This is a genomic window from Streptomyces sp. NPDC052109 (assembly GCF_040680195.1).
GTDB lineage: Bacteria > Actinomycetota > Actinomycetes > Streptomycetales > Streptomycetaceae > Streptomyces.
In genome coordinates, this window is the sequence record NZ_JBFAWF010000003.1 from 455637 (window position 1) to 468009 (window position 12373).

Consider the following 12373-nt stretch of genomic DNA (forward strand, 5'->3'; position numbering starts at 1 on the left):
GAAACCATGCAGATCCAGGGGGCGACGGCACTGGTGACCGGCGCGAACCGGGGACTCGGGCAGATGAGGGCCCGGCTGCTCCTGCAACGCGGCGCACACCGCGTCTACGGCGGGGCCCGCGACCCGCGGTCAGTCCGCGAGCCCGGCGTGATACCGGTCCGCCTCGACATCACCGATCCCGTTCAGGCAGCCGCGGCGGCCGAGACGTGCTCCGACGTGACCTTGCTGGTCAACAACGCCGGCGTCCTTACCGACAGCCCCCTGCTGGCCGCGCCCGACCTGGACGCCGCCCGCGCGGAGATGGAGGTCAACTACTTCGGCACACTCGCCATGTGTCGCGCCTTCGCCCCGCTGCTCATAGGCAACCCGCCCGGCGCCATCGTCAACGTGCTGTCCATCGCGAGCTGGTTCACCAACCCCGCGATGGGCTCCTACAGCGCATCCAAGGCCGCTGCCTGGGCCCTGAGCAACGGGATCCGCAGCGAACTCCACGGCACCGGCGTCCTCGTCGTCGGTGTGCACTGCGGATACATCGACACGGACATGGCCGCCCATGTCACCGGTCCCAAGAACACCCCGGAAGCGATCGCCGAGCAGACTTTCGCCGCCGTCGAAGCGGGTCGGACGGAAGTCCTCGCCGACGAACGCACCCGGCAGGCCAAGGCAGCCCTGGGGCTCACTCCCGGCAAAACAGCTTCCGCCCGGCGCCCGTAACACCCCCCTCGCAACGGCGTGTCCCCCGCCACGGACCACCGAGGGGAGAGGCGGAGAAACTTCCCCGACACCAGCCACCTCGCAGGGCAGGGAACAGGAACACACCCTCGGCCGATATGCAGACATCCCCCATGACCAGGGCATTCCCGTCGGCACAGCACCTTGACCTCGGCTTTCACGAGACGGGCGTCACGTGGGAGTTGCCGCTCGGGCGGCAACTCGGCGTCGAGTCCCCGGCCAAGATCACTGGGTGGCGATCTTGTGGACGGTGGTGTCGTCGGGGTTCAACCGGCGCCCGTCCGCAGACAGCACTTCCAATGGGTGGAGGCGCTGTCCGTGGCGGCGGTCGACCAACTGCGAGTGCGGTTCGCCGGGGGCGAAGAAGTTCTGTTCGCCCCATTGCCGCAGTGCCACGATGACGGGGAAGAGCGCCTTGCCCTTCGGAGTCAGTACGTACTCGCGGTAGGCGCTGCCGTCCGAGGCGGGGACGGTTTCGAGGACACCGCCGTCGACCAGAGTGCGCAGACGTGCGGTGAGGATGTTCTTCGCCACGCCCAGGCTGCGCTGGAACTCTCCGAAGCGGCGGCTTCCGTCGAAGGCGTCCCGCACGATCAGCAGTGACCACCAGTCGCCGATCGCGTCCACCGACCGGGCGACGGGACATTCGCTGTCGTCGAAGCGCGTCCTACTCACCATGGCGTCCCTCACTTTCACAATGGTTGCAACATGCTACCAATGTCGAGTACCGTCGCCAACCGGTAGCAAGATGCAACCAAACGTGTGGAGAGGTGGATACTGATGCGCGACAGCGGTGAGGCTGTGACACCACGGTCCGCGGCCCGAAGCGGGGAAGGTTCCGCATTCGTCCTTTCCCGTGGCGTCGTTCTACTGTTCGCTGTCGCCTGCGGGGCCGCGGTGGCCAACGTCTACTTCTCCCAGCCGCTCCTGGTGACCATGGGCCACGACCTCGCCATGAGCCCTGCACTTGACGGCAGCGTGGTCACCCTCACGCAGGTCGGATACGGGTTGGGACTCTTCTTCCTCGTGCCTCTGGGCGACGTGGCCGAACGTAGAAGGCTCATCGTGGCCCAGTTGCTGCTCCTGGTGGTGGCGCTGGCTGTGGTAGCCGCCGCCCACTCGGCGGCGCTCTTGCTCGCGGGTATGGCCGCGGTGGGGCTTCTCGCGGTCGTCACGCAGACGCTGGTGGCCTTCGCGGCCACACTGGCCCGTCCCGCCGAGCGCGGACGGGTCGTCGGCCTGGTCACCAGCGGCGTGGTCATCGGAATCCTGCTCGCCCGGACCGCATCCGGACTCCTGGCCGATCTCGCGGGCTGGCGCTCCGTCTACCTCGCCTCGGCGACGCTCACCGCCTGCTCGCCCTGGTCCTGTACCGAGTGCTGCCGCGCCACAGTGACGCTGAGCCGACAACCCTGCGGTACGGACAGCTCCTCCGCTCCACGATCACCCTGTTCGCACGGGAACGACTGCTGCGGCTCCGGGCCCTGTTCGGTCTGCTGATCTTCGCCGCCTTCAGTACCCTGTGGAGCAGCATCGCGCTGCCCCTCAGCGAAGCCCCGTACTTCCTGTCCCACAGCGCGATCGGGGCACTGGGACTGGTCGGCGTCGCCGGCGCCCTGGCCGCGACCGTGGCGGGCCGCCTGAACGACCGCGGACTCTCCCGGCGCACCACCGGCATCGCCCTGACACTGCTCGTCGCCTCGTGGTTGCCCTTGTCCTTCACCGGCAGCTCGCTCTGGGCCCTGGTCGTTGGGGTGATCCTTCTCGACCTCGCCGTGCAGGCAGTTCATGTCACCAACCAGACCCTGATCTACGCGCTGCACCCGGACGCGGGCAGCCGGCTGATCGGCGGATACATGGTCTTCTACTCGATCGGCAGCGCCACCGGTGGCATCGCCGCAACCTCCCTCTACACCGTGGTCGGCTGGTACGCCGTATGCGCACTGGGCGCCGCGTTCAGCTGCCTGGCGCTCGTGCTGTGGGCGTTCACTCGAATCGGCACTCCGGACCCCGCCGCCGAGGTCCCCTCTCACAGCGAAGACCGGCACCCCTCGTGTAAGCGATGCTGCAGGCGCCTTTGACGGGCTGCCCCGGCTCGGGCGCTGAACGAGCAGACAACCACGGCTCATCGACGGCCCGTCGCTCGCTGGGCACCGGCTGAAGAAGGTGCTGGTCTACTTCAATCTCGTCTCCGACGCCCGCCGCTTCGCCCGCGAACTGCCCCACACCCTGCGCCTGCTGGCCAGGACCGACCCCAGCCTGTGCCCGGACATCACCCCCCAAGCTGTTCTTCGCCCACGGTGAGCACCCCCCCGCCCAGCGCGCCGACGCCTTCGCCGGCTTCGCCGCCGCCGACTGCGCGATCCTCGCCCAACTCCCGCCTGATCGCCGAAGGCTTCGACATCCCCAGCGTGGATGCCATCGTCTTCGCCGACCCCACCCGCAGCGTCATCCGCTGCGTCCAGGCCCTCGGCCGCTGCGCCTGGAAGTCTCCGGCAAGTCCGCCTCGCTGATCGTCCCCGTCTACATCCCGCCCGGCGCCGACGGCGAGAACATCCTCGGCACTCCTTACGAACCTGTCTGGGCGATCACCTGCGCGCCGGCCGGCCACGACCACCGCGTCCTCGAACGCCTCCCCGACAAGGCCAACCGCCCCCACGCGAGACCAGCGACGTCATCGCACGGCGCTGGCACTTCGACTTCACCGTCCACCCCGAACGCATCGCCCAGGCGATGGACCTGGTCTCCTTCGACCCCCGTGCCCATACCGTCTCCCGCTCCCGCCGCCTCGGCCTTGCCGCCGCCCAGTCCTACCGCGACCAGTACAGCCACCTCGACGTCCTCGCCGACCACACCGGCTACCGGCTTGGCACTTTCATCACCACCATGCGCGACGCCGCTAAAGCCGGCAGCCTCGACGCCAACTGGATCGCCGAGCTCGACGCGCTGGGCATGATCTGGGACAAGCACGACGCCGCCTGGCGTGCCCGCCTGGCCGCCGCAGCCGACTACCACCGGGCCCACGGTCACCTCGCCGCTCCCGCGACCACCCCCGTCGGCGCCTGGCTCGCCGAACAACACCACTTCGCCACCAAGAACGAACTCGACACCGCACGCGCGGACGCCCTCACCGCCCTCGCCCCCGACTGGCGCCCGCCGCACGGCGCGGACTGGCACCGCAAATACCACCTGCTGCGCGCCCACCTCGCCGCCGGAGCCGACCCCGTCCGCCCTCACCCGCGCACCCTCCTGGTCGGGGTCAAGATCGGCTCCTGACTGCACCGCCAGCTCACCACCTGGCCGGCCCTCACCCCCGGCCAGCAGCTGATGACCGTCATCGGCCTCACCCCAGACACCACCCCCCCGCCCCCCGCCCGCCGCGCCCGCCGCACCTTCGCCCAGACCGTCCAGCTCCTGGAGCTCTTCCTGCACCGCGAAGGCCGCATCCCCGCCGCGCGCGAGACGATCCGCGTCGACGGCGACACCGTCAAGATCGGCGCCTGGCCAGCCAAGGCCCGCACGAAGCACCACGCCGGCCAGCTCCCCAACCACCACGTACGCCTGGTCGCCGCCCTGTTCGAGGAGGACTGGACGGCCGAGGACGCCGTTCCGGCCGTTCTGGTGCAAGCGCGCTGCCCCGACTGGTGCGGGCACAGCCAGCGAGGTTGCCACCCGTTCAGGGGGTCGGGTTGGTGGTTCGTCGTCGGGTTTCGCGCAGGTGGAAGTCGATGTACCGGGCGAGGATCAGTGCGTCTTGTGGGTCGTCGGCGTGGAAGGAGATCCGGCGTAGCAGTCGCACGCTGTCGAGTGCGACGCCTTCGCGGGCGAGTACGAAGAGGAGGGTGAGGAGGGCGGAGCGGGCGTTGCCGTCGTCGAAGGGGTGGAAGAAGCAGACGTCGAGGAAGGCGCGTGCGGCCCGGGCGGTCAGCGGGAGGGGCCGGGTGGCGTCCTTGGTGCTTTCGGTGAGGCAGGCGTCGAGACGGGCGCGGGTGTCCGGGGCGATGCCGTAGCGTTCCCGGCCGCCTTTGGCGAAGGCGGGCAGGTTGCGGAACGGTGGCGGCCCGGGTGTGGCCAGGACGTGTTGCTGCCAGCGCTGGATGAGGTCGAAGTCCAGCCGGGCGCCGCGCGCGGCGTCGACCCGCATCAGCTCAAGGGCGGTGAGCAGGCCCTGTCCGCGGGCGGGATCCAGGATCGCGTCGAAGGCGCGGATCTCCTCCGCCATTCCGTCGCGCACTGGTGTCACCGGTGCGTCCCCGGTGCTGCCGGCGGCCTCATGCCACGGCACGGCGTCCCGCACGGCGAGCCAGCGCTTCAGGTGGTCGGGTAGCGGCGACTCGCAGGCTCGGGTGTCCGCGTCGGGCTGTACGGCGGCAGCGAGCTGTTCGGCGATGTCCTCGACCAGCACCGGGTCGGGACCGGTCCAGCTTTCGAACCGGCCGCCGATCGCCCGCTCCACGAGGCGCTCGGCCTCGTCGGCTGGGACGCCCCAGCGGCTGAGGAACCAGCCGAGGACCTGGTGGCAGTGCGCGTACCAGCCGCTGCCGCAGCCGGTGCGGTCGGTGACGTGCAGGATCAGGTTGCGGGCGGTGCGGTCCCACAGGATCCGCTGGTCGTCGATGCCGGCCAGGTCCAGCGGGTAGGCCTCGAACCGTGCGGCCAGGCTCTCCAGCCACTCCCGCCACTCGCACAGTGCAGCGGTCACCCGGTCGAGGGTCTCGTCCGGGGTGGTGACCGAGTACCGGGGGCGGCACCAGTTGCCGACCGGCCCTCCGTCGAAGTCCCCTTCGTCGTGCGCCCAGCGCCAGCCGGCGGCCCAGCGGCCGTAGTGCTCGGCCAGTGCGTGGGTCATGGCGTCGGCCCAGGGCCCGGCCTCCTCCCAACTCCAGTCGTGCACGGCCTGGTCACCCGGCGGTACGTCGGGGCGTCGGGGCACCCGCCCGGCCGGCCCGAGCGATCTGACCACCCGTGCCGCTGCCTCGCTGTCGAAAGGATGGCGGGCGGGGTCCACCTCGTCCCAGGTCAGATTGCGAGCCTCTCAGTCACGAGGAGGAGGCTTTCCTGCGCGCTCTCGGCAGGGTGATCGCGCAAGTGCCCCGCATCGTCGACGCCGACATGCTCAAGGAGCAGTCGATCACCAGCGGCGAGTACATGGTGCTGGTCCACCTTTCGGAAGCGCCCGGCAATCAGCTGCGCATGAGTGAACTGGCCCACGCCTGCGGGCTCTCGCTGAGCGGCATGACCAGAGTGGTCAACCGCCTCGAGAAGCAGTCCCTGGTGCTGCGTCAGAGGTGTCCCGAAGACGGGCGGGCCTGGCTCGCGGTGCTCACCGGTTCCGGCTGGGAACAGCTCGAGCAGGCATGGCCCACGAATCTCGCGAGCGTGCGGCGTCACATCTTCTCCCGTCTCCAGGGCTGTGACATGCCCGCGGCCACCCAGGTGCTGGAGCGCATAGCCCTCGGCCAGGTCGTGTCCGCAACGTCAGGGGAGTCGTAACCACTGGCAGGCGATGTGTCCCAAGCCTGGTAGTCGGGGGCGTTCTCCTAGCGGGTGGCCGGGGTCTACTGATCGTTTCAGAATGAGATCGGTCTGTCGGCTGATGGCGGGTGGTCTTCGCAGGCATGGTCTTCGAGGTGGCCGATGATCTTGTTCCCGACCCCGCCGCCGGCCGGGAGTCCGAGCGGCGGCGGGGCGTCGTCGGGTGTGGGTGATGCTGCTTGCCGTGGTGTTCGTCACCTGTCAGAATGGTGACATGGTGCATACGTTCAAGTGCGGGGCTCCAGTGCTGGATTTCGTGGGCACGCTGCGGGCGCGGCGCAACGCGGTGCCCACCGAGATGCTCACGTCTGCGGAGAGTCTGGAGGCCTGGTTCCGTGAGTCGGGCGTCGTCGACGGGGACGCGCGGTGTGAGCCGTCCGATGTGCGGCAGGCGATTGCTCTTCGTGAGGCGATCTATCTGCTGATCGTGGCCACGCTGCAGGGTGAGGACTGGGACGCCGATGCGTTGGCGCTGGTCAACGACACCGCCCGGACGCCGTCCGCTGTTCCGCGGCTCGTCCGACGGGGGTGTCGTCAGGTCGAGGGTTCGCCGCGGCAGGCGTTGTCGTCGATCGCCCGGCAGGCCGTGGAGTTGCTTGGCGGGCCGGAGGCGGCGCTGCTGAAGGAATGCAGCAGGGGCGAGTGCACTCAGGTGTATCTCGACCGGTCGCACGGCGGTCGCCGGGAGTGGTGTGCCATGGATCCGTGCGGTAACAGGATCAAGGCCGCCGCTTATCGTGCGCGCAAGCGGAACGAGGCGCGGGCGGCGTCGCCGGTGCGGCCGGGCAGGTAGAGCGGGCGTCGGCCGGGCCTCTCGGAGGTTGGTCGGCGGTTTGTCAGCGGAATGCGGTGTTGCAGGTTGCTGTCCCTGCGCGTGGGTGGGCCTGCGGTGGCACTCGTGTGAGTGGTGGTGCTGGTTCGCGAGGCCTGCGGGTGGGGTTCAGGTCCGGGCCGGTGCGTGGGCGCCGAGCAGGGCCAGGCAGTTGGTCCACAGGGTGGCCAGTGGTGAGGTCGTGTTGTAGAGCTTGGCGAACAGTACCTGGCCCTCGAGCTGGGCGACGATCGACTGGGCGGCTGTGCGTGTGTCCTGCACGGTGACCTCGCCGCGCTCACGAGCCTCGGTGATGACGCTGTCGACCATCTGTGCCTGGGCTTCGAAGATCTGCTGGAGCCGTTCGCGTATGGCTTCGGTCTGGTTGCTCATCTCCAGGGAGAGGTTGCCGAACAGGCAGCCCGAGATCACTCCGCAGCTTTCCTGGCCGGCCTGCTGCGTGGCCTGCGTGGCCTCGAACAGCTGCCGCAGCCGCTCGAGCGGCTCGGCGTCACTGTTCAGGATCCGGGTCCACGCGCGGTGCTCCGCGGCCCAGTGTTCCTCGATCACCGCGAGCGCAAGGGCTTCCTTGGACTCGAAGAAATAGTAGAAACTGCCCTTCGGTACGCCTGCCGTCTTGCAGATCTCGGCCACGCCCAGAGCGGAGTAGCCGCGCTGCTCGATCAGTGAGTGCGCAGCGGTGAGGATCTTTTCCTTCGCGTCACTTGTCCGGCCCATACCCACAGTATACGACCGACCGACTATGACGGCTAGACGTCCTCTCTGTTCGTTCCGCCGGCAACCGGGTCCTGTAGGGGGCCGAGCCTCTCAGCAGGGAGAAACGCGGTCGTGGAAGGTCCAGGGGTACCGGCGCATTCCGGGGCATGGTGAGCCGGCGGTGGTACGGCCCCTCGGTACGGGACCGACGTGTCCACGAGCGCGGGCGCACCGCACCCCTTCGCGATGCTGCCGCAGCTGATGACCCCCGCGACGCCTCGAAGCCGCGCCGGACCATCGGCAAAGCTCTCTGCCCCGTACCTGAGGCTCCGAGGACCGTTGAGGAAGATCGCATGACCGCGACACCGTCACAAGGCCACCCGCACGCCGCGAGCGGGCTGCTGCGTTCGCCGTGGGTCCACGTCGCCCAGGCGGCTGTCGCGCTTGCGGCCGGCATGGGCGTCGGCCGCTTCGTGCACACCCCCATCCTGCCGTTGATGCACACCCAGGCCGGTCTGTCGGCAGGGGCGGGAGCCAACCTGGCGACCGCCAATTACGTGGGGTACCTGATCGGGGCTCTGGCCGGGACACTGCTCCCGGCCCTGGTGCGTTCCACGGCCGTGCTGCGTGGCTGCATGGTGGCGCTCGGCGGTTCTCTCGCGGCGATGCCCCTGACGCACAGCACCGCCGTCTGGCTGCTCCTGCGGCTGGGCGCGGGAGTGTTCAGCGCGCTGATCTTCGTGATCGCCGTCAGTTCACTGCTCAGCCATCCGCGCGACCATCCCGCCCACCTGCCCGGTTGGGCGTTCGGCGGTGTCGGTGCCGGCATCGCCTGTCGGGAGTGCTCTTCCTGGTCCTGCGTACGGTCGGTGACTGGGAGACGGCGTGGTGGGCCTCCGCGGCTCTGGCTGTCGCACTGACCGCCGCCGCCTGGAGCCTGCGACCCGAGCCGACCACGCAGCGGACGGCGTCCGCGCCCGAGACACAGCAAGAGGCGTCAGGTCCGCGTACCCATCGCTGGTTCGGTGCCCTGTTCGCTTCCTACACACTGGAGGGCGTCGGCTACGTCATCGCAGGCACCTTCCTGGTCGTGGCCATCGAACAGACCTCGCCCGGTTGGATCGGCAGCGGCGCATGGGTGCTCGTTGGCCTGGCGGCCATCCCTTCCTCCGCCCTCTGGGCGGCGTTGGGGCGCCGTTGGTCCCGTCCGGACCTGCTGCTGGCCGCGCTGGCTGTGCAGGCCGTGGGCATCGCGCTGCCCGCTCTGGTCGGTGGGGTCACCGCCGCACTCATCTCTGCGGCGCTCTTCGGCGCCACTTTCATCGGCGTCAGCACCCTGGCTCTCGGAGCAGGCGCGCCCCTGCGGTTTCCCCGTGCCGTGGCGCTGCTGACCGCCGGGTACTCGGTCGGCCAGATCCTGGGCCCCCTCGTGGTCACCCCCCTGCTGCACCACGGCTGTCACCAGGCGTTCGTCCTGGCCGCTGTCGTGGTGCCGGCCGCGGCGCTCGCCGCCTTCGTCCTGCGCATCGGATTCCCCCACCACCTGCCCGCCTCGCGGCACCAGGGGACGAGCCAGGAGCCTGTTGCGGAACACGGGCTGAGCCCGCCGGACACGGGCGAAACCCAGGCGGTCGAGTGACCACTGGCCGCCCGCGTCGCGGCAGGCTCCGAGGGTACGACAGGACGCTGCCGCCTCCCGGACCGAGTGGACGGTCGGAGCGGTGAGCACTGGGCCCGCCGCACGATGCGGTGCCACGGGAACCGGTGCTGCCGGCCCCTCTCCGCCCGATCGGTGGGACGCCCCCACACCAACAGGCCCCCGGATGTGACGACCCATCAGGGATCGTACGGTGTCATTACCCGGGCGTGGGCGGCCTCCGGCTGTCAGGGAATGCGCCGTGGCCGTCGGCGGTTGTCCCGAGCAATCGCCTCGCCCGGCGCACCGGCGTGTGCCGTGAGCGCTGCGGGCATCAGACATCGACACCTGGCGGGGAGAGGCCATGAAGCGTCCCGAGTCTGCAGACGGTCTTCCAAGGCTGCGCTACATCCGTCTTCCCGGTACCGTCATGACGGCTCCTCCGGCGGCTGCCCGGCGACAGGGTGGGGAGAGGCACACGGACTCCCCTGCACCGGACACGCATCGGAATGCCGCGGAATGGGCCCAGTGGTGGGGGGAGGCGTGTCGTGACTCCCTTGAGTACCCCGCCGTTTGACACCCGGAACGTCGTCGAAAGCTTCGGCTCGGCCGACGTTCGGGAACGGAAAGGACCACGACATTCGGATCTCGTTCTCCCAGTGCGCCTTTCCTTCGCGGACGTCGCTGAGGTGACACCGCCGTCACGTGTCGGCAGTGACGACGGGTGGAAGGGCGTCTGGCCGGTGCCCCGGCGCCCGATTCGGTCAAGGGTGATGGGCATGTTCAGCGACACCGTCTTGCCCAGCCCATTGGGGGAACTGTTCCACATCTCGGCCAGAGCCTCGACGATGAGCAGACCTCGGCCGTGTTCCGCTTCCGCGTTGGTCTCCTCGGTCAGTGACATGCGTGAGGGAACCGGGGGGTTGGTGTCCGAATCGCGTACCTCGAGGCGGATGTGATCCGCGAACGCCCGCAGACGCACGTCGACATCGCTGCCGGCATGCACGAGCGCATTGGTCACGATTTCCGAGACGACCAACTCCATCGCGTCCGACATGGCGTCCAGCCCCCACGAAGCCAGGCGGTCGTGCACGAACGTGCGTGCCTCCCTGACCCCGCGCAGGTCGTGACGCTGAATGTGCAGCCTTCCCACCCGGGGTTCGTCCTGGTCCCTCGTCCCTTCGTACAGGGCGAGAAGCAGGACGGCGTCGTCGCGCCGCTGCCACGGCGCGGACACCTCGGAGATGACCGCGTCCGCCAACTGCTCGAGATCAAGGGGCGATCCCTGGTCTCCCGAGCCGAGCAGTGCCCGGCTGCGGGCCTCGGCATCGGCCGTGTCCCAGCCGACGAGACCGTTGGTGTACAGGATCAGCAGCGCACCGGACTCCAGGGTGTGCTCCCGTCCCTGATAGGCGCCTGCAGGGCACACGCCCAGGGGGACGTTGGCTGGGGCCTCCAGGACGCCGATCTTTCCGTCGGGCCCGCCTACCAGGGGCGGAGGATGGCCGGCCAGGGCCACTTCCGCAGTGCCGTCCACGGTGTCCAGTGACACGACGCAGCAGGTCACCGTCAGATCTTTGCGCAGTCTGCCGTTCACAGCGCATAAGCGGTGACTTCAGATGAGAAAGCTTGGTGACATCGATTGAGAATCTCCAGCGTAGCGAGATGAGAAGCCCATAGGAGTGGCAGTCTGACCTGCAGTTTTCTACCTCAATCCTAGTAGGGCTTGGTCATCTTCACTCGTGAGTGGCGTGTCTGCTTGCTCGTGGGTGTCGTTGGGCTGGTGTGACACCTGAGGAGACTACGGAAGTCCGGGAGGACTTGGAGGCGTTCGCGGCGGGGTTGTTCGACGGGTTCTTCCGTGCCGATCAGCGGCGCTGGGGGCGAGCGTATGTGCGCGGGTTGCTGCTGGACGGGCGGCGCAAGTCGGTGGAGCCGATGGCGGCTCGCTTGGGCGAGGACGGCAACCGGCAGGCGCTGGCGCATTTCATCACTTCCAGCCCGTGGGATCCGGCGCATGTGCGGGCCCGGCTGGCCTGGCGGATGCACGAGGCGATCGGCCCGGAAGCGCTGATCATCGACGAGACCGGCTTCCTCAAGGACGGGGACGCCTCGGCATGTGTGTCGCGGCAGTACACCGGGACCGCGGGCAAGGTCACCAACTGCCAGGTGGGTGTCTCGCTGCACCTGGCCCGCGATCACGCCTCGGCCGCGGTGAACTGGCGGCTGTTTATGCCGGCTTCGTGGTATCCAGCCTCTGCGGTGGCGGATGCGGACAAGGTCGCCCGCCGCACCCGCTGCAAGATTCCTGCCCAGTTGGGGCATGCGGAGAAGTGGCAGCTGGCCCTGGACATGATCGACGAGACACGGTCGTGGGGCATCGATGTCCCCCTGGTGGTCGCGGACGCCGGCTACGGCGATGCCGCTGCCTTCCGCCTTGGCCTGGAGGAACGGGATCTTCCCTCTGCGGTCGGTGTCTCCGGCCGGCACACCGCGCATCCGGCCGACGCCCGGCCCGTCCAGCCGGTTTATGCGGGCGCCGGACGGCCATCGAAAGAGCAGTATCCGAGCCCGCGCAGACGATGAAGGATTTGGTCGTCGCGGCAGGGAAGGCGGCCGCACGGCCGGTCTCCTGGCGGGAAGGATCCCGCCAGGGCAAGGGCCGCAGTGGTTTCAAGCGCATGTACTCGCGCTTCGTCGTCCTCAGGGTCCGCCCGGCCGGAGGCGGCATCCGCAAGGCTGCCGATGATCCCAAGCTGCCCGAACGGTGGCTGCTGGCCAAGTGGCCGGCGAGAGCGAGCCGGTGCAGTTCCGGCTCTCCAACCTGCCCCCGGCGACTTTGGTGCGGCTGGCCAAACTCCGCTGGCGCATCGAGCACGACCAATCCGTTGTTACGGCGGCTCCAGGCCTCGCATCCGGACCGAGGGCCGTTCGGGCGTCGC

9 protein-coding genes and 3 pseudogenes are annotated in these 12373 nt (G+C 69.2%); 8 read left to right on the top strand and 4 right to left on the bottom strand.

Annotation, left to right across the window (positions count from 1 at the left end; genetic code table 11):
- The first annotated feature begins 6 nt into the window (after positions 1-6).
- A complete protein-coding gene (locus AB0L59_RS10765; RefSeq protein WP_365581549.1) occupies positions 7-714 on the top strand; it encodes an SDR family oxidoreductase in 708 nt (235 codons plus the stop codon).
- A 243-nt stretch (positions 715-957) separates the two neighbouring features.
- Here AB0L59_RS10765 and AB0L59_RS10770 read toward each other — a convergent pair whose 3' ends face one another.
- Positions 958-1410: a helix-turn-helix domain-containing protein gene (locus AB0L59_RS10770; protein WP_365581550.1), complete on the bottom strand. Its 453-nt coding sequence runs from the start codon at positions 1408-1410 to the stop codon at positions 958-960.
- A gap of 96 nt (positions 1411-1506) precedes the next feature.
- On the opposite strand from AB0L59_RS10770, the pseudogene AB0L59_RS10775 reads away from it, so the two are divergent.
- The 3 genes and pseudogenes from AB0L59_RS10775 to AB0L59_RS10785 all read left to right on the top strand — a co-directional run bounded on the left by AB0L59_RS10775 (position 1507) and on the right by AB0L59_RS10785 (position 4008).
- Positions 1507-2813 (top strand): annotated as a pseudogene (locus tag AB0L59_RS10775) (MFS transporter).
- Between the two features lie 85 nt (positions 2814-2898).
- Positions 2899-3036 (top strand): hypothetical protein, encoded by a 138-nt coding sequence (locus tag AB0L59_RS10780; RefSeq protein ID WP_365581551.1) that lies wholly within the window; start codon positions 2899-2901, stop codon positions 3034-3036.
- A 429-nt stretch (positions 3037-3465) separates the two neighbouring features.
- Positions 3466-4008 carry a helicase associated domain-containing protein gene (locus tag AB0L59_RS10785; RefSeq protein WP_365581552.1) on the top strand — a complete coding sequence of 181 codons (543 nt, stop codon included), beginning with the start codon at positions 3466-3468 and terminating at the stop codon, positions 4006-4008.
- A gap of 400 nt (positions 4009-4408) precedes the next feature.
- Here the strand turns inward: AB0L59_RS10785 and AB0L59_RS10790 are convergent, their stop codons facing one another.
- Positions 4409-5626, bottom strand: a complete 1218-nt coding sequence (locus AB0L59_RS10790) for a Fic family protein (protein WP_365581554.1) — start codon at positions 5624-5626, stop codon at positions 4409-4411.
- Between the two features lie 194 nt (positions 5627-5820).
- On the opposite strand from AB0L59_RS10790, the gene AB0L59_RS10795 reads away from it, so the two are divergent.
- Both AB0L59_RS10795 and AB0L59_RS10800 read left to right on the top strand, forming a co-directional pair.
- The gene (locus AB0L59_RS10795) at positions 5821-6225 is read left to right on the top strand and encodes a MarR family transcriptional regulator (protein WP_365581555.1); all 405 of its coding nucleotides are present in this window, start codon (positions 5821-5823) and stop codon (positions 6223-6225) included.
- Between the two features lie 214 nt (positions 6226-6439).
- On the top strand, positions 6440-7060 hold the full coding sequence (locus tag AB0L59_RS10800; protein WP_365581557.1) for a CGNR zinc finger domain-containing protein: 621 nt from the start codon (positions 6440-6442) through the stop codon (positions 7058-7060).
- A gap of 147 nt (positions 7061-7207) precedes the next feature.
- On the opposite strand, the gene AB0L59_RS10805 is transcribed toward AB0L59_RS10800, so the two are convergent.
- Positions 7208-7816 carry a TetR/AcrR family transcriptional regulator gene (locus tag AB0L59_RS10805; RefSeq protein ID WP_365581559.1) on the bottom strand — a complete coding sequence of 203 codons (609 nt, stop codon included), beginning with the start codon at positions 7814-7816 and terminating at the stop codon, positions 7208-7210.
- Between the two features lie 434 nt (positions 7817-8250).
- Here AB0L59_RS10805 and AB0L59_RS10810 point away from each other — a divergent pair.
- Positions 8251-9434, top strand: a pseudogene (locus AB0L59_RS10810) (YbfB/YjiJ family MFS transporter).
- Between the two features lie 331 nt (positions 9435-9765).
- Here the strand turns inward: AB0L59_RS10810 and AB0L59_RS10815 are convergent.
- Complete coding sequence (locus AB0L59_RS10815) at positions 9766-11028, bottom strand: ATP-binding SpoIIE family protein phosphatase (protein WP_365581560.1); 1263 nt, start codon at positions 11026-11028, stop codon at positions 9766-9768.
- A gap of 188 nt (positions 11029-11216) precedes the next feature.
- Here AB0L59_RS10815 and AB0L59_RS10820 point away from each other — a divergent pair.
- Positions 11217-12312, top strand: a pseudogene (locus AB0L59_RS10820) (IS701 family transposase); the annotation flags it as partial.
- Positions 12313-12373: the final 61 nt, after the last annotated feature.

Coding starts and splice junctions, on each gene's coding strand:
- AB0L59_RS10770 (WP_365581550.1), bottom strand. CDS start 1,410: ATGGTGAGTAGGACGCGCTTCGACGACAGCGAATGTCCCGTCGCCCGG.
- AB0L59_RS10785 (WP_365581552.1), top strand. CDS start 3,466: ATGGACCTGGTCTCCTTCGACCCCCGTGCCCATACCGTCTCCCGCTCC.
- AB0L59_RS10765 (WP_365581549.1), top strand. CDS start 7: ATGCAGATCCAGGGGGCGACGGCACTGGTGACCGGCGCGAACCGGGGA.
- AB0L59_RS10800 (WP_365581557.1), top strand. CDS start 6,440: ATGCTGCTTGCCGTGGTGTTCGTCACCTGTCAGAATGGTGACATGGTG.
- AB0L59_RS10805 (WP_365581559.1), bottom strand. CDS start 7,816: ATGGGCCGGACAAGTGACGCGAAGGAAAAGATCCTCACCGCTGCGCAC.